Consider the following 15,619-nt stretch of genomic DNA (forward strand, 5'->3'; position numbering starts at 1 on the left):
CCTCCTCTTGGGGCCGCTCCACGGCCACGTTTTTCGATTGTTGAAAAGGAGACCTCCCTCTCCTCCATTCCACCTGGCGTTCCATTCGGTTAACGCGGCGGATTCCCCTTCTGAAACCGCGCCATGATGGCCTGCTGGACATCGCTGATATGCGCGTGCATCAGCGCCTTTGCGCGCGGGATATCGCGCGCCCTGAAAGCCTGCAGGATCTGATCGCGTTCTTCTGCTGCCCTTTCGGCCAGATCGCGGCTCTCATTGGCGATCGAGCGGCAGATCTGGATCTGCAGCGCGAGCCGCGCCAGCGTTTCAATCAGCGGCGCGCTTCCCGAAAGCTCGGCGATGGTCTCGTGAAACTCCTTGTCGCGAATGCCGTAGGTTTCCATATCGCCGCGGCGCAGCGCCGCCACAGCCTCATCGAGGATGCGCTCGAAGCCGGCGATATGCCGGTCGCTCATCTGCGGAACGGCGAGTTCGACGGCGAAGCATTCGAGCGTCTTGCGCAGCTCGTAGAGATCGTCGATCTCCTTCGGCGTGAAGCTGCGCACGAAGAAGCCGCGATAAGGCTTGATCTCGATCAGCCCTTCCTTGGCAAGCGTGCCGATCGCCTCGCGGAATGGCGTGCGGCTGACCTGCAGGCGTTCCGTCAATTCCTTTTCGTCGATCGAGACGCCGCTCGGCAGCTCGCCGGAGACGATCAGGCGAACGATTTCCTCGTAAATCCGCTCGCGAAGGGTGAGGTGGCGCGGTGCGTTCATGGTCTCCATTTCCGGTCTGGCATTCGTGACTTAAGTATGCAATATACGAAAGAATATACAATATGGAAAATACAAAGCGGGGAATTTTGTTGGAAGTCAGCGGGAGCTGGATCAAAAAAGGGGAGGAAAACCAATGGCAAAGGTCTATATTGTCGGCACCTGCGACACCAAGGGCGCTGAACTGAACTACGCCCGGGAGGTGGTTCTTTCGGCCGGAGCCGAGGCCGTGCTGGTCGATGTCGGCACGTTTGGCGAGGGTACCGGCGCCGATATCCCGGCGTGCGACGTCGCCGCACTTCATCCGGATGGTGCCGCGGCCGTGCTCGGGCAGGTCGACCGGGGCACTGCGGTTTCGGCCATGGCCAAGGCACTGACGGGCTTCTTGAAATCACGCAACGATATCGGCGCCGTCCTTGGCCTCGGCGGCACCGGCAATACTGCGCTGGTCACCGAGGCGATGCGGACACTTCCAATCGGCCTGCCGAAACTGATGGTCTCGACGGTCGCCTCGGGCAATGTGGCACCCTATGTCGGCCCGAATGATCTGACCATGATGTATTCGGTCGTCGATATCGCCGGCTTGAACGCGATCTCGCGCAAGGTAATCGGCAATGCGGCAAATGCCGCGGCCGGCATGGCCCGCAACCCCATCCGCGCCTCCAGCGATGACCGGCCGGGTATCGGCGTGACCATGTTCGGCGTTACCACCGCTTGCGTCACCCAGCTCCGCGAAATGCTCGGCAAGACGCATGAAATCTACGTCTTCCATGCGACGGGCGTCGGTGGCCAATCGATGGAGAAGCTTGCCGATTCAGGCCTGCTGCAGGGCGTGATCGATGTGACGACGACCGAGGTTCCCGATCTCCTTGTCGGCGGCGTCTTTCCGGCGACCGAGGATCGCTTCGGCGCCATCATCCGCACCGGCCTTCCCTATGTCGGCTCGGTCGGCGCCGTCGATATGGTGAATTTCGGCGCGCGGGACACCGTGCCGGCGCCGTTCCGCGACCGCAGGCTTCACGTCCACAACGCACAGGTGACCCTGATGCGCACCACCCCGGAGGAAAACCGCAGGATCGGCGCTTTCATCGTCGAGCGGCTCAACCGGATGCAGGGTCCGGTCCGCTTCCTGTTGCCGCTTCAGGGCGTATCGGCCATCGACGCTGCCGGTCAGCCATTCCATGATCCCGAAGCTGACGAGGCGCTGTTCTCAACCATCCGCGCCGGCTGGAACGACGCGCCGAACAGGCGTCTTATCGAGATGGACGCCCACATTAACAGTCCGGAATTTGCCGCGGCACTCGTTGCCGGCTTCCAAGACATCCATGCCTGAGGAGAGAGTTTTGACCCGCATCGATAGAAACGACATTCTGAGCAAGCTTCGCCGCAAGATCGCCGAGGGCCGGCCGATCATCGGCGGCGGTGCCGGCACCGGCCTTTCCGCCAAGAGCGAGGAATCAGGCGGCATCGATCTGATCGTGATCTATAATTCCGGCCGCTACCGCATGGCCGGGCGCGGTTCGCTTGCCGGCCTGCTGGCCTATGGCAATGCCAACGAGATCGTCAAGGAGATGGGCCGCGAAGTCCTGCCGGTCGTGCGCCACACGCCGGTGCTTGCCGGCGTCAACGGTACCGATCCTTTCATGCTGCCCGATCACTTCCTCGACGAACTGAAGGCTATGGGGTTTGCCGGCATCCAGAACTTCCCGACAGTCGGCTTGATCGACGGCACCTTCCGCGCCAATCTCGAAGAGACGGGCATGGGTTTCGATCTGGAAATCGACATCATCGCTCGCGCCAACGCCAAGGACATGTTGACGACCCCTTACGTCTTCAGCGCTGAGGACGCGATTGCCATGACCAAGGCCGGCGCAGATATCGTCGTCTGCCATCTCGGCTTGACGACGGGCGGCGCGATCGGTGCCGAAACGGCGCTGACACGCGACGGATGCGTGGAGAAGATCAACGCATGGTCGGATGCCGCACGGTCCGTGCGCGACGACGTCATCGTGCTCTGCCATGGCGGGCCGATCGCCATGCCCGCGGATGCCGCCTATGTGCTCGCCCGCTGCAAGGACTGCAACGGCTTCTATGGCGCAAGTTCGATGGAGCGCTTGCCGACCGAGGTCGCGATCAGGGTGCAGGTCGAGGACTTCGCGAAGATATAGGCGCCGCTTGGGCCGGCCGCGGCCAGCCGCTGGGGTCTCTGACGTGGGTGCCGGCAGCTGCGAAGGCTATGGCATGACCAGTCGCAATATTCGGCATGTGAACCTCGATGATTGACGACATCCCGTGAAAGCTATTGCCGATGGCATGCCGTCAACTGCGACGATCCGCCCCGAGGCTCTCCGGAAGAGATGGCCGCTCCCGCACGCCGGCGTTGCGAAGTCACGGTATTTCTGCTTGATATCGGTCAAAGCGGGGACGGTCGACGGCGGGTACAATCGGTACGCGCCTTCGCATTCGGGGATATGGAATTCAATGTATCGGACGATCATCTGCGGCATCGGCATGGGTTCCAGGGAAACGGCGAGCCGACTTCTGCGCCGGGCTGCTGCGCTGGTGGACGAAGGCGGAAGCATCGTCGTCATGCACGTCATCGAGAATATCCCCCGCCGTCACCTGACGGAGCTTCCCGAGGAATTCGAAACGACCGCCATCCTCGATGCCGAAAAGAAACTTGCATCGCTCTGCAAGGAGATGGGGATTCCGGCGACGATCGAGGTTCGTATCGGCGTTGCCGCCTCCGTGCTCGTCTCCGTCGCAAGGGAGAAATCGGCCGATCTCATCCTGCTTTCATCCCATGTGACGGATATCACCGACTACGTCTTCTCCTCGATCGTCGACAAGGTCGTGCGTCACGCCGGGTGCTCGGTTCTCATCGATCGGCGACCCGACCCCGCGCATGAAGGCTCGGCGCCTCAAGTGGAAGACGCGGCGTTGTTCTAGTTCCGCTGCGGATTGAGGAGGTCGAGCACCGCGACCGGCCTCCCCTCCCCGGCGGCGGCCGACAACCTATATCATCCCCAAGCCAACCAGCAGTATTCGCTGCCTGACCGGAGATATGCATGAGCCAGGATCCATATGAGCTTCTGGGCGTAAAGCGGGATGCGACGCAAAAGGATATTCAAAGCGCGTTCCGCAAGCTCGCCAAGAAACTTCACCCCGACCTCAACCCCGGCGACAAAAAGGCCGAGGAACGGTTCAAGGAAATTTCAACCGCCTACGAGATCTTGAGCGACGAGGAAAAACGCGGACGCTTCGATCGCGGCGAGATCGATATAACAGGCGCCGAGCGGGCGCAGCGCAATTATTACCGCGACTATGCCTCGAAGAGCGGCCCTGGCGATCCCTATCACAACAGCGCCGGCTTTGCCGATTTCGGCGATGCCGACGATATCTTTGCAAACTTTTTTTCGCGCCGGGCGGGAGGCGGCCAGACCCGTGGTCGTGGCCAGGACCGCCAGTTCTCCATGGAGGTCGATTTTCTCGAGGCGGTCAACGGCACCAAAACCGAGATCAAGCTGCCGAATGGTCCGGCGCTCGACGTGCAGATCCCGCCGGGGACGCGCGACGGCCAGACTTTACGGCTGCGCGGCAAGGGCGAGCCGGGCATCGGAGGCGGGCCGACGGGTGATGCCCTGATCGCAATCCGTGTGGCCCCGCACCGCTTCTTCACGCGAGACGGCGACGATATCCGCCTGGAACTGCCGATCTCCCTCAGCGAGGCCGTGCTCGGCGGCAAGGTTCGTGTGCCGACGCCGTCCGGACCAGTCAATTTGACGCTGCCGCCTCATTCGAACAGCGGCAAGGTCCTGCGTCTCAAGGGCAAAGGTGTTGCAAAACGCGGCGGCGAACACGGCGACGTCTACATTTCGCTGAAGATTGTACTGCCCGACGCCCCGGATGAACGGCTGACGGCCTTCATGAAGGAATGGGCAACGGCAAACTCCTACGATCCGAGAAAGTACATGGAGGCTTGATCATGGATGATCTCGAATTCCGTCTTTACTTGAAAATCGACATCGTCCAGCTCGACCTCTGGATCGAACAGGGTTGGCTGATCCCCGAGACGTCAGGCGGCCAACGGCAATTTCGCGACGCCGATGTCGCCCGTGCCCGGCTGATCCTGGACCTCATGGGAAACATGGGCGTCAACGAAGCCGGCGTCGATATCGTCATGGAGTTGGTGGACGAGTTGCACGGCCTGCGGGGAACGATGGGCAAGTTGATGACCGCCATCGGCAGGCAGGAGCAGGATGTTCAGCGCCGGCTGTTCGAGAGCCTCGAAGACATCAGCCGGCATTAGTCCAAACGATCGGCCGCATGCCTTCGGATATTCGCCTCAGGCGGTGAACCAGTAACGGACGATGTGGAAGAACAGTGGTGCGGCGAAGGTGATGGAATCCAGGCGGTCGAGCACGCCGCCATGTCCCTCGATCACATAGCCCCAATCCTTGGCGTTGAGATCGCGTTTGATCGCCGAGAGCACGAAGCCGCCGAAGAAGCCCGCGACGACGATGACCGTGCTGATGGCCGCCGCCTGCAGCGGCGAGAACGGCGTAAGGCGATAGAGCAGCGTTCCCACGAGGATGGCCGAGGCGCCGCCGCCGAACAGGCCTTCGAGTGTTTTCGAAGGGCTGATGTTCGGCGAGAAGCGGTGTTTTCCCAGGAGCTTGCCCCAGACATACTGGAAGACGTCGCTGAGCTGCACGACGATGACCAGATAGACGAGAAGAAGTGCCGAGGGCGTGCCGGTCTGCAGCATGAGCAGCGCTGGGGCGTGGCTGATCGAATAGACCGTCAGCATCAATCCCCATTGAACCCTGGCGGTGCGCGCCAGGAATTCGTTGACATCGCCCGTCAGGGTCGCCACCGCCGGCAGGATCAGGAAGGCATAGACGGGGATGAAGATCGAAAAGAGGCCGTACCACGCCGTTCCGAGCAACAGGTAATGAAGCGGCAGGACCACGAAGAAGGATAGGAACAGTGCCAGATGATCGCCGCGCCGCGATGGCGTCAGCGTCCAGAACTCGCGAAGCGCCATGAACGACAGGAATGCGAACAGGATGATCGTCGCCGTATCGCCGAGCAGGAGCGCGCCGCCGAATACCGCGACCATGATCCACCAGGAGCGGATACGGGCGTTGAGGTTGTGCACGGTGGCGACGGAGCCGGGCTCGGTGGCGCGCCGCTGAAGGATGAAGCCGATGGCTGAGGCGACGGCCAGCAGGCCGAGGATCGCGGCAAGCACGATGGAGAAAAGACTGGTCATACGACAGGCCCTCTGTCGGCGAGCTCGATGACCGCCGCACGGGCGCGGGCCAAGAACGCGCCCTTTTCCTCGCCAGGTTCGACGCGCAGCGGCTTGCCGAACCGCGCCGTGCAGGTGATCGGGACGATGAGCCAGCTTCCCTTCGGCAGGATGCGCTGGAGGTTGTCGAGATGGATCGGCACGAGATCGACGTCGGGGAAACGACAGGCAAGACGATAGATGCCGCTGCGGAACGGGGCGATCTCATCGTTGGCGCTTCTCGTCCCTTCCGGGAAGATCAGGACCGAGCGCCCTTCCTCGAGCAGGCGCTCGACCGGCGCCAGCGGATTGCTGTCGGGCAGAGGTTTGCGGTCTATCAGGACGGCGCGCAGGCCTTTTTCGGCGATGAAACGGCGCAAGGCGCTCGTTCCCCAATAGTCGCGCGCCGCAACCGGATGGGTCAGCCGCCGCACCGGCCATGGCAGGGCGGCCATGACGGCAACGGTATCGACATGGCTGTTGTGATTGGCGAAATAGATGCGCCGGCGGGGGTCGGGCGCACAGCCCCGCCACTCGCTTCGGGCGCCGACCAGGATGCGGACGATGAGCACGAGAAGGCGACGGATGAGCGCGATCATAATCTCTCCAGCGAGCGGGCAAGTCTTATCGTGCGCGTGGTGCAGGTGACGAGGCTGCCGGCCGCGATGATGGCGGAGGCGAGCAGCAGAGACCAACGGCTGGCCGATATCAGCGTCTCCAAGCTCTGGGCGAGGAGGCCCGCGGTCAGTACCGCCATGCGGCGCTGTTTAGCCATGATGCCGCTGAAGTCTTGGGGAAGGCCTACCGCTCCTCCGAAGACCCTGATATAGGCGGTGAGTGCTGCAAGCAGCGCAGACAGCCAGCCGAGCCAAGCAAAGCCGCAGGCATAGCCGACCGCGACAAGAAGCAGGCTGTCGGCGATCCGATCGGGAAATTCATTATAGAGCGGCCCGCTCTTGGTTTTCTTGCCGCCTTCGATCGCGACCATCCCGTCCAGCAGATTGCAGACGAGCCGCAGCTGCACCGAGATCGCCGCTGAGATCATGGCGATCGGATGTGCTGTGGACAGGATCAGCGACGCGCCGATGGCGGCGAAGACGACCGACAGCATCGAAATGGTGTTCGGCGTTACGCCGGTGCGCGCCAGCCATGCGCTGGTGCCGATCGCCCAGGACGAAGACCGGCTCGCGATCGGTCGCCGCGAGGCGTTCTGTTCTTCCCCCATTTTCATTTTCCCCAACCCTTGTCCTCCTTGCATAGCCTGCCAATGTCGTCGCGCCAAGCCGTAACGCCCTGTATATTCGGCCCGGGATCTCTCGCGCTGACGCGGAAAGAGCGCTTTTTGAAATCGAGCCTCGACCGCGGCAGAAAGCGGTGGCGTAGCGCTCCATGCCGCGTCCTTTCATCCAAGCCGCGACGCTATACGAATTTGGAAAAATCGGCTGAAGAAGACGGGGCGCAATGGACTGCGCAGCCTGATTTTTAAGCCCATTCGCTGCTTGACACATTTTTAGGCGCTACTATGATTTTTGAACCAAATGGTAAAAAAGGGGAGCAATCGATGACCAAAGACATGCTGATTTCACGCCGGGCAGTGATCGCGTCCGGCATTGCGCTTGGGGTCAGCGGTTTCGCCCCGCTGGCAAGGGCGGCTGCGCCGCTGAAGGTTGCCGGCATTCATGCGTCGCCGGTTGAAAATGCCTGGAACTCCTGTCTGCACAAGGCGTTGCAGGACGCCGCCAAGGAAGGCGTGATCGAATATGTCTTCTCCGAAGGCGTCTCCGGCACCGACTATCCGCGCGCCATGCGCGAATATGCCGAACAGGGCAACAAGCTGATCATTGGCGAGGCCTATGCGGTGGAAAAGGAAGCCCGGCAGGTCGCGGCCGACTATCCCGAGACCGCTTTCGTGCTCGGTTCGAGCGGCGAGCAGGCCGGTGACAATTTCGGCGTCTTCGGCACCTGGAACCATGACGGCGCCTATCTCGCCGGCATGCTGGCGGGCAAGATGACCAAGTCGAACGTCGTCGGTTCGGTCGGCGCCATTCCGATCCCCGAGGTCAACATGCTGATCAACGCATTCGCGGCCGGCGTCAAGGCGGTCAATCCCGATGCAAAGCACCTCGTCTCGTTCATCGGTACCTTCTTCGATCCGCCGAAGGCCCGCGAAGCCGGTCTTGCCCAGATCGACGCCGGCGCCGACATCCTGTTCGGCGAGCGCATCGGTACTGCCGATGCCGCCAAGGAACGCGGCATCAAGTCGGTCGGCTCGCTGATCGACTATACGCCGCGTTATCCCGACACGGTGTTTGCCAACGCCATGTGGTACTTCCGCCCGATCCTGGACGCTGCGATCGCCGATGTCGCGGCCGGAAAGCCGGTCGGCAGGAACTACACGTCCTACGGCCTGATGAAGGAAGGCGGCAGCGATATCGTCTTCGTGAAGGGCGTGGCGCCTGCCGAGGCGGAGGCTGCGATGGAGGCCAAGCGGGCGGAGATCAAGGCCGGCACCTTCGAAGTTCCGAAGATGATGGACGAGCCGAAGTAATCCGGCTCATGCAAGGTGATGCGACGGATCTGGCGGCAGCGATCAGGCATGGCAGCCTGAGCGCTGCAGAGGCGATGCAGGCTTCTCTTGCCGCAGCTCAGCGGCAGGAGCCGCTCGGCGCGATCGCCTATCTCGACGCCGCGATGGGTCTCGCCTCGGCGAATGACAGCGACCGGGAACGGCAGAGCGTGCACGATCGTTTTGCCGCCAGGCCCTTTGCCGGTGTGCCGACCTTGGCGAAGGATCTTGGCGGCCCCTTCGCTGGGCTGCCGGTGACGGCCGGTTCCCGCCTCTTCGAAAGAAAGGGCGGTGAAGCGGATTCCGATCTCGCTAGCCGTTTCCGCGACGCCGGCTTTTGTCTGTTCGGCCTGACGACGAGCCCGGAATTCGGCCTGTCGCTTGCGAGCGAACCGATGATCGGGCCTGTCTGCCGCAACCCGCTCGATCCGGCACGGACCGCGGGCGGCTCCTCCGGCGGTGCGGCGGCAGCGGTTGCCGCCGGGATCGTCGCCATTGCGCATGCCACCGACGCCGGCGGCTCGATCCGTGTGCCCGCTGCCTGCTGCGGCCTCGTCGGAATGAAGCCGACGCGCGGCGCCATCCCGGGCGGGCCATCCTTCGGCAACCACCTCGCCGGCATCGCCAGCGAACTCGCCGTCTGCCGTTCGGTGCGGGATACCGCGCTGATTTTCGACAGGCTGAGCGGCAAATCGCGAGGACCTTTTCCGGACCCCTCCCCTGTTGATGGCGACAATGGCCGTTTGCGGATCGGCCTATTAACCGATACCGGAGCGGCCTATCCGACGAAGGGTGATCGGCTCGCAACCGTCGAGGCCGCGGCTCGTGCCCTCCAGAGCGACGGGCACGTTATCGTTCCGCTGAGCTGGGCCGAGTTCGAATGGAGCGTCACTTCAAGCGGCCGCGCCTTCGCCGATATCGTCTCCGTCAACCTTGCGGCGCTCATCGAGGCTGCGATTCTTGATGAAAGCAGGGCCGAGCCTCTGACACAGGCCTTCGCGGCGCGCGGACGGGCGCTTCCGGCCACATCGCTCTGGAACACGCTGAACGATGCCGTCCTGGTGAGCCATAAGCTCTGGACACTGTTCGACAGGATCGACTGCATTCTGATGCCGATGCTGTCTTCCGCACCTCTTGCGATCGGCTCCTTTCCATCAGATCATGCCGACACGGATCTGCATCTCGAGCGGATGACGGCATTTGCGCCGCTTGCCTGCCTCGCCAATATTTCGGGTTTTCCTGCTTTGACGCTGCCTTTCGGACAGGATGAGCACGCCATGCCGCTGCCGGTGCAGATCATGGCGCCGATGGGTCACGAGCCGCGTCTGCTGTCGCTTGCCGCACGCCTGGAGGCAGAGGGGCGATGGCAGCACCGTTTTCCCGTTGCAGGACTGCCGTCATGACCGGGCCGGTGCTGGATATCATCGGCGTCAGCAAGCGTTTCGGCGCCAATCTCGCCAACGATGATATCTCCATGACGCTTGCCAAGGGCGAGGTCGTCGCCCTGCTCGGCGAGAACGGTGCGGGCAAGACCACGCTGATGAGCATCCTTTTCGGCCATTACATGCCGGATGCTGGCCGAATTCTGATCGAGGGCACGGAGGTGCCGCAGGGCAAGCCCCGTGCCGCGATCCGCGCCGGCGTCGGCATGGTGCATCAGCATTTCTCGCTGGCACCCAATCTGACCGTTCTCGAAAATGTCATGACCGGCACGGAAAGACTGTGGTCCTGGCGCTCGGGAACATCCGCGGCACGCAGGAAGCTGCTGGCAATCTCCGAGCGCTTCGGCCTCAAGGTCGATCCGGATGCCCGCCTCGGCGACCTGTCGGTCGGCGAGCAGCAGCGTGTCGAGATCCTCAAGGCGCTCTATAACGATGCCCGCATCCTGATCCTCGACGAGCCGACGGCGGTGCTGACCAATATCGAGGCCGAACGGCTGTTCACGACGCTAAGGGAAATGGCCCGCCAGGGCCTGTCGCTGATCTTCATCTCGCACAAGCTCGACGAGGTCATGGCGACTGCCGACCGCATCGTCGTCTTACGCGGCGGCAAGATGGTCGCCGAACGCAAGGCGTCGGAAACCAGCAAGGCGGAACTCGCCGAACTGATGGTCGGCCGCCGCGTGACGCGGCCCGTGCGCGAGCCATCGACACCGGGTGCGGTTGCCCTCGAAGCAGTCGGTGTGACGGTGCGCATCGGCGGCATCGATCGGCTGAAGTCGGTCAGCTTCCGGCTGCATCAGGGCGAGATACTCGGCATCATCGGTGTTTCCGGCAATGGCCAGGCGGCGTTGGCGCATCTCCTCTCCGGCACGCTGTCGCGCAGCGGCGGGGACCTTCTGCTGTTCGGGGAAGCCATCGGCAATCTTGGCGTCACCGATGTCGTCGAAGCCGGCATTGGCCGCATTCCCGAAGACCGCAACGAGGAGGGCGTGATCGGCGAAATGGCGATCTGGGAAAACGCCGTGCTGGAGCGGATCACCTCACCAGCCTTTTCGCGCCGCGGCCTCGTCAACCGCAAGGCGGGCATGGCCTTCGCGAGCGAAATTATCGACGGATTCGATGTTCGCGGCGGCGGCCCTGCCATTCGCACCCGGCTGCTTTCCGGCGGCAATATGCAGAAGCTCATTCTCGGACGCAACCTGCATCGGCGGTCACATATCCTGATCGCCGCGCAGCCCGCACGCGGCCTCGATGAAGGGGCAGTGGCGGCCGTGCACGCCCGCCTGCTCGAAGCCCGCCGGCAAGGTACTGCCGTGCTGCTGATCTCGGAAGACCTCGACGAGGTGATCGCACTCGCCGATCGCATACAGGCAATCGTCGGTGGCCGCCTGTCACCGCCCGTCGAGGCGGGAGCCGCCGATGCCCGCAGGCTGGGGCTGATGATGGCTGGTGAATGGCAAGAGACCCTCGAGGCCGGCAATGCGATTTGAGCGCCGCGAGCACCGTCCGCTTTACCTGCTGATCGTCACGCCCGTTATCGCGGTCGTCGCGGCGCTGGCGCTGGCGGGTATCCTGATCGCTATCGCCGGCGCGCCTGTTCTCGATGCGTATTGGCGCATCCTGACCGGAGCCTTCGGCTCGCGCCTCTCGGCGACCGAAACGCTGACGCGGGCAACGCCGCTGATGCTGACGGGACTTGCCGCCGCCGTCGCCTTCCGGGCACGGCTCTGGAATATCGGCGCCGAGGGCCAGTTCTATCTCGGCGCCATCGCCGTTGCGGCGGCGAGCTCGAAACTGCTGGGCAATCTTCCAGCCCCCATTCTCATTCCGTTGCTGCTCTTGGTCGGCGCCATTGCCGGCATGGTGCTGATCCTGATCCCGCTCTGGCTCAGGCTGCGCTTCTCCGTCGATGAGGTCGTCACCAGCCTGCTCCTGAACTTCATCGCCGTGCTTTTCGTCTCGATGCTGATCGATGGTGTCCTCAAGGATCCGCTCGCCTTCGGCTGGCCGCAGTCGCAATCCGTCAGCGATCATGCCATGCTGCCGAAGCTGATCGCCCGCTCGCGCCTGCATATTGGCTTTGCGATTGCTATCGGGCTGGCCGTCATCGTCCATTTCGTCCAGTCCCGCACCGTGTTCGGCATGCAGTCGCGCGCTGCAGGCCTCAATCCCGCCGGTGCAGTCTTTGCCGGCGTCCCGCTCGGCAGAACGTTGGTGAAGGTCGCCTGTCTCTCTGGCGGGCTTGCAGGGTTGGCGGGAGCGATCGAGGTCATGGGCGTCAAGGGTTATGTGACGACCGATCTGTCGCCGGGCTTCGGCTATGCCGGTATTGTTGTCGCCATGCTCGCCAACCTCAATCCACTCGGCGTCGTCTTCGCCGCCATTTTCACGGCCACGATGTTCGTGGGCGCGGATGGCATGAGCCGCGGCCTCGGCATCCCGACCTATATCGCCGATGTCACGGTGGCGCTGTCGTTGCTGACGATGCTGATCGCCTTGTTCTTTACCCAATACAGGATCCGGCGATGATGCAGCTGTTCGACATCATCGCTTCATCAGGGCTCTGGGCGGCAATCCTGCGGATCGCCACGCCGCTGATTTTCGGCACGCTCGGTGCATTGCTGTGCGAACGGGCGGGTGTGCTCAATCTCGGCATCGAAGGCATCATGACCTTCGGCGCGATGATCGGCTGGCTTTCGGTCTATCACGGCGCCGATCTCTGGACCGGCCTGCTGATCGCGGCGCTGGCAGGCGGCGTCTTCGGTCTGCTGCATGCAGGCCTGACGGTGACGCTCGGCCTCTCCCAGCATGTCTCCGGTCTCGGCGTGACGCTGTTTGCTTCCAGCTTCAGCTATTATGTCTTCCGGCTGATCGTGCCGCTTGCCAATACCCCACCCACCATCGTGCCATTCCAGCCGATCGCCATTCCGGGTCTCTCGACGCTGCCTTTCATCGGGCCAGCCTTCTTCACCCAGACGGCGCCGACCTATCTCGCAATCATTATCGCCCTGCTGATGGCCTACATCATCTTCCGCACACCCGTCGGCCTTGCGATCCGCATGACCGGCGAAAATCCGCATGCGGCGGAAGCCCAGGGCGTCAATCCGATGAAGGTGCGCTACGGCGCGGTGATTGCTGGAAGCGCGCTGATGGGAATGGGCGGCGCTTTCCTGACATTGTCGGCCTTCAACAGCTTCTTCCCGACCATGGTGCAGGGACGCGGCTGGATCTGCATTGCGCTCGTCGTCTTCGCCTCCTGGCGGCCGGGCCGCGCGCTTTTCGGCGCTCTGCTCTTCGCCTTCTTCGATGCCTTCCAGCTTCGGCTGCAAACCGCGCTGAGCGGGCTCGTGCCCTATCAGCTCTTCCTGATGACGCCCTATATCCTTTCCATTGCCGCCCTTGCCGTCATGGCTCGCCGCGCCCGCGTGCCGCAGGCGCTGATGCAGCCCTATCGCCGCGGCGAACGCTGAACCACTTCTGTCCAATGAGGCTCCGATGTTCGATCTGATCGTCAGAAATGCAAATCTCCCCGATGGCCGAAAGGGTATCGATATCGGTATCCAGGGCGGCAAGATCATCACTATCGAGCGCAATCTCCAGGCGCAGGCGCAAGAACAGATCGACGCGTCAGGCCGGCTGGTCAGCCCGCCCTTCGTCGATCCGCATTTCCACATGGACGCCACGCTGTCGCTCGGCCTGCCGCGCATGAACGTATCCGGCACGCTGCTCGAGGGCATCGCGCTCTGGGGAGAGTTGCGCCCGATCGTGACGAAGGAGGAACTGGTCGATCGTGCGCTGCGTTATTGCGATCTGGCGGTCACACAGGGCCTGCTCTTCATCCGCAGCCATGTCGATACCAGTGATCCCAGGCTGGTGACCGTCGAGGCGATGATCGAGGTTCGCGAGAAGGTCGCCCCCTATATCGATCTGCAGCTGGTCGCCTTTCCCCAGGATGGTTATTACCGTTCGCCGGGCGCAATCGACGCGCTCAACCGCGCTCTCGACATGGGCGTCGATATCGTCGGCGGCATTCCGCATTTCGAACGGACGATGGGTGAAGGGACGGCGTCGGTCGAGGCGCTCTGCCGCATCGCCGCCGATCGCGGCCTGCCGGTCGATATACATTGCGACGAAACCGACGATCCGATGTCGCGCCATATCGAGACGCTGGCGGCGGAAACCATCCGCTTTGGCTTGCAGGGGCGCGTCGCCGGCTCGCATCTGACCTCGATGCATTCGATGGACAATTATTATGTCTCCAAGCTCATTCCGCTGATGGCGGAGGCCGAGATCAACGTCATTCCCAATCCGCTGATCAACATCATGCTGCAGGGCCGGCACGACACCTATCCGAAACGCCGCGGCATGACCCGCGTTAGGGAATTGATGGATGCCGGGCTCAATGTTTCCTTTGGGCACGACTGCGTCATGGATCCCTGGTATTCGATGGGATCGGGCGACATGCTGGAGGTCGGCCATATGGCGATTCATGTCGCGCAGATGGCCGGCATCGACGACAAGAAGAAGATCTTTGACGCGCTGACCGTCAATTCGGCGAAGACGATGGGGCTTGCGGGTTACGGCCTGGAAAAGGGATGCAGCGCCGACCTCGTCATCCTCCAGGCCAGCGACACGCTGGAAGCGCTGCGGCTGAAGCCGAACCGGCTGGCGGTGATCCGCCGCGGCAAGGTCATCGCCCGCTCGGCCCCGCGCATCGGTGAGCTTTTCCTGGACGGGCGCCCGGCACGGATCGACGGCGGCCTGGATTACGCACCTCGTTATTGAAAAGCGGCGGAAAGAAGATGGCTGGAAGCCGCGTCCTCCTCAATCCGCCTGGCCTGGAGCCTATTTCTTCGAGGCCTCATAGAGCGCCTTGGTTTCGGCGTTCATCGGGTAGAGGCCGGGCAACGGCGTGCCTTCATCGATCCTGGTCATGATCCAGGCTTCCATGCGCTCCTGTTCCGGCGCTTCATCAAGCACCACCTCGAGCAGATCGGCCGGAATCAGCACTGCGCCGTCCTGGTCGACGACGATGATGTCGTCAGGGAAAACAGCCACGCCGCCGCAGCCGATTGGTTGCTGCCAGGCGACGAAGGTGAGGCCGGCGACCGAAGGGGGTGCTGCGACGCCGCGGCACCAGACCGGCAGGTTGGTGTCGAGCACGCCGGCAAGGTCGCGGATGACGCCGTCGGTGACGAGGGCTGCAACGCCTCTCTTCTGCATGCGGGCACAGAGGATATCGCCGAAGATGCCGGCATCGGTGACACCCATCGCATCGACGACGGCGACACAGCCCTCCGGCATCGCCTCGATCGCGGCGCGGGTCGAGATCGGCGAGGCCCAGGATGCCGGCGTCGCCAGATCCTCGCGGGCCGGCACGAAGCGCAGGGTGAAAGCCGGGCCGACGATGCGCGGCTGGCCAGGCTTCAGGGGAACGGCGCCGCGGATCCAGACGTTCCGCAGGCCCTTCTTCAGAAGAACGGTCGTCAGGGTCGCCGTCGAGACGGTCTTGAGGGTTGCTATCGCTTCAGCGCTGAGGGCCATCGGTATTCGGTTCCAATTCGGT

The 15,619-nt window shown here is 63.0% G+C and carries 16 protein-coding genes; 11 read left to right on the forward strand and 5 right to left on the reverse strand.

Going from position 1 to position 15,619, the window contains the following annotated elements:
- Window positions 1–89: 89 nt before the first annotated feature.
- Window positions 90–755 carry a GntR family transcriptional regulator gene (locus QMO82_RS02145; protein ID WP_183610079.1) on the reverse strand — a complete coding sequence of 222 codons (666 nt, stop codon included), beginning with the start codon at window positions 753–755 and terminating at the stop codon, window positions 90–92.
- Window positions 756–888: 133 nt separating this feature from the next.
- Between QMO82_RS02145 and QMO82_RS02150 the strand changes: the two genes are divergently transcribed.
- The 5 genes from QMO82_RS02150 (at window position 889) to QMO82_RS02170 (ending at window position 5,061) form a co-directional block, all read left to right on the forward strand.
- Complete coding sequence (locus QMO82_RS02150) at window positions 889–2,085, forward strand: Tm-1-like ATP-binding domain-containing protein (protein ID WP_183610078.1); 1,197 nt, start codon at window positions 889–891, stop codon at window positions 2,083–2,085.
- Window positions 2,078–2,920: a phosphoenolpyruvate hydrolase family protein gene (locus QMO82_RS02155; RefSeq protein ID WP_183610077.1), complete on the forward strand. Its 843-nt coding sequence runs from the start codon at window positions 2,078–2,080 to the stop codon at window positions 2,918–2,920. The genes QMO82_RS02150 and QMO82_RS02155 overlap by 8 nt, the downstream gene beginning before the upstream one ends.
- A 313-nt stretch (window positions 2,921–3,233) precedes the next feature.
- Window positions 3,234–3,701, forward strand: coding sequence for a universal stress protein (locus tag QMO82_RS02160; protein WP_183610076.1), 468 nt, complete (start codon window positions 3,234–3,236; stop codon window positions 3,699–3,701).
- A gap of 119 nt (window positions 3,702–3,820) precedes the next feature.
- On the forward strand, window positions 3,821–4,735 hold the full coding sequence (locus QMO82_RS02165; RefSeq protein WP_183610075.1) for a DnaJ C-terminal domain-containing protein: 915 nt from the start codon (window positions 3,821–3,823) through the stop codon (window positions 4,733–4,735).
- 2 nt (window positions 4,736–4,737) lie between these two features.
- Window positions 4,738–5,061 (forward strand): chaperone modulator CbpM, encoded by a 324-nt coding sequence (locus QMO82_RS02170; protein ID WP_183610074.1) that lies wholly within the window; start codon window positions 4,738–4,740, stop codon window positions 5,059–5,061.
- Window positions 5,062–5,097: 36 nt separating this feature from the next.
- Here QMO82_RS02170 and QMO82_RS02175 read toward each other — a convergent pair whose 3' ends face one another.
- The 3 genes from QMO82_RS02175 to QMO82_RS02185 are packed head-to-tail and all read right to left on the reverse strand — an operon-like array spanning window position 5,098 to window position 7,270.
- Window positions 5,098–6,027, reverse strand: a complete 930-nt coding sequence (locus QMO82_RS02175; protein ID WP_183610073.1) for a phosphatidate cytidylyltransferase — start codon at window positions 6,025–6,027, stop codon at window positions 5,098–5,100.
- A complete protein-coding gene (locus QMO82_RS02180) occupies window positions 6,024–6,644 on the reverse strand; it encodes a 1-acyl-sn-glycerol-3-phosphate acyltransferase (RefSeq protein WP_183610072.1) in 621 nt (206 codons plus the stop codon). Before QMO82_RS02180 ends, QMO82_RS02175 begins: the two co-directional genes overlap by 4 nt.
- Complete coding sequence (locus QMO82_RS02185; RefSeq protein WP_183610071.1) at window positions 6,641–7,270, reverse strand: CDP-alcohol phosphatidyltransferase family protein; 630 nt, start codon at window positions 7,268–7,270, stop codon at window positions 6,641–6,643. Before QMO82_RS02185 ends, QMO82_RS02180 begins: the two co-directional genes overlap by 4 nt.
- A gap of 336 nt (window positions 7,271–7,606) precedes the next feature.
- On the opposite strand from QMO82_RS02185, the gene QMO82_RS02190 reads away from it, so the two are divergent.
- From QMO82_RS02190 to QMO82_RS02215, 6 genes are read left to right on the forward strand one after another with little or no spacing between them, the layout of a single operon-like run.
- A complete protein-coding gene (locus QMO82_RS02190; RefSeq protein WP_183610070.1) occupies window positions 7,607–8,593 on the forward strand; it encodes a BMP family protein in 987 nt (328 codons plus the stop codon).
- 8 nt (window positions 8,594–8,601) lie between these two features.
- Complete coding sequence (locus QMO82_RS02195; protein WP_183610069.1) at window positions 8,602–10,014, forward strand: amidase; 1,413 nt, start codon at window positions 8,602–8,604, stop codon at window positions 10,012–10,014.
- Window positions 10,011–11,543 carry an ABC transporter ATP-binding protein gene (locus tag QMO82_RS02200; protein ID WP_183610068.1) on the forward strand — a complete coding sequence of 511 codons (1,533 nt, stop codon included), beginning with the start codon at window positions 10,011–10,013 and terminating at the stop codon, window positions 11,541–11,543. The genes QMO82_RS02195 and QMO82_RS02200 overlap by 4 nt, the downstream gene beginning before the upstream one ends.
- A complete protein-coding gene (locus QMO82_RS02205; protein WP_183610067.1) occupies window positions 11,533–12,582 on the forward strand; it encodes an ABC transporter permease in 1,050 nt (349 codons plus the stop codon). Before QMO82_RS02200 ends, QMO82_RS02205 begins: the two co-directional genes overlap by 11 nt.
- The gene (locus QMO82_RS02210) at window positions 12,579–13,523 is read left to right on the forward strand and encodes an ABC transporter permease (RefSeq protein WP_183610066.1); all 945 of its coding nucleotides are present in this window, start codon (window positions 12,579–12,581) and stop codon (window positions 13,521–13,523) included. The genes QMO82_RS02205 and QMO82_RS02210 overlap by 4 nt, the downstream gene beginning before the upstream one ends.
- A 25-nt stretch (window positions 13,524–13,548) precedes the next feature.
- Window positions 13,549–14,838: an amidohydrolase family protein gene (locus QMO82_RS02215; RefSeq protein ID WP_183610065.1), complete on the forward strand. Its 1,290-nt coding sequence runs from the start codon at window positions 13,549–13,551 to the stop codon at window positions 14,836–14,838.
- Window positions 14,839–14,898: 60 nt separating this feature from the next.
- On the opposite strand, the gene QMO82_RS02220 is transcribed toward QMO82_RS02215, so the two are convergent.
- Complete coding sequence (locus tag QMO82_RS02220) at window positions 14,899–15,597, reverse strand: ribonuclease activity regulator RraA (RefSeq protein WP_183610064.1); 699 nt, start codon at window positions 15,595–15,597, stop codon at window positions 14,899–14,901.
- Window positions 15,598–15,619: the final 22 nt, after the last annotated feature.

Source organism: Rhizobium sp. BT04 (genome assembly GCF_030053135.1).
In the GTDB taxonomy this organism is placed as follows: Bacteria; Pseudomonadota; Alphaproteobacteria; order Rhizobiales; family Rhizobiaceae; genus Rhizobium; species Rhizobium binxianense.

Bases quoted from the DNA above. Each gene is read 5' to 3' on its own strand.
- QMO82_RS02145 (WP_183610079.1), bottom strand. From the start codon at position 755: ATGAACGCACCGCGCCACCTCACCCTTCGCGAGCGGATTTACGAGGAA.
- QMO82_RS02210 (WP_183610066.1), top strand. From the start codon at position 12,579: ATGATGCAGCTGTTCGACATCATCGCTTCATCAGGGCTCTGGGCGGCA.
- QMO82_RS02180 (WP_183610072.1), bottom strand. From the start codon at position 6,644: ATGATCGCGCTCATCCGTCGCCTTCTCGTGCTCATCGTCCGCATCCTG.
- QMO82_RS02205 (WP_183610067.1), top strand. From the start codon at position 11,533: ATGCGATTTGAGCGCCGCGAGCACCGTCCGCTTTACCTGCTGATCGTC.
- QMO82_RS02200 (WP_183610068.1), top strand. From the start codon at position 10,011: ATGACCGGGCCGGTGCTGGATATCATCGGCGTCAGCAAGCGTTTCGGC.
- QMO82_RS02160 (WP_183610076.1), top strand. From the start codon at position 3,234: ATGTATCGGACGATCATCTGCGGCATCGGCATGGGTTCCAGGGAAACG.
- QMO82_RS02175 (WP_183610073.1), bottom strand. From the start codon at position 6,027: ATGACCAGTCTTTTCTCCATCGTGCTTGCCGCGATCCTCGGCCTGCTG.
- QMO82_RS02155 (WP_183610077.1), top strand. From the start codon at position 2,078: ATGCCTGAGGAGAGAGTTTTGACCCGCATCGATAGAAACGACATTCTG.
- QMO82_RS02195 (WP_183610069.1), top strand. From the start codon at position 8,602: ATGCAAGGTGATGCGACGGATCTGGCGGCAGCGATCAGGCATGGCAGC.
- QMO82_RS02190 (WP_183610070.1), top strand. From the start codon at position 7,607: ATGACCAAAGACATGCTGATTTCACGCCGGGCAGTGATCGCGTCCGGC.
- QMO82_RS02220 (WP_183610064.1), bottom strand. From the start codon at position 15,597: ATGGCCCTCAGCGCTGAAGCGATAGCAACCCTCAAGACCGTCTCGACG.
- QMO82_RS02165 (WP_183610075.1), top strand. From the start codon at position 3,821: ATGAGCCAGGATCCATATGAGCTTCTGGGCGTAAAGCGGGATGCGACG.
- QMO82_RS02150 (WP_183610078.1), top strand. From the start codon at position 889: ATGGCAAAGGTCTATATTGTCGGCACCTGCGACACCAAGGGCGCTGAA.
- QMO82_RS02185 (WP_183610071.1), bottom strand. From the start codon at position 7,270: ATGGGGGAAGAACAGAACGCCTCGCGGCGACCGATCGCGAGCCGGTCT.
- QMO82_RS02215 (WP_183610065.1), top strand. From the start codon at position 13,549: ATGTTCGATCTGATCGTCAGAAATGCAAATCTCCCCGATGGCCGAAAG.
- QMO82_RS02170 (WP_183610074.1), top strand. From the start codon at position 4,738: ATGGATGATCTCGAATTCCGTCTTTACTTGAAAATCGACATCGTCCAG.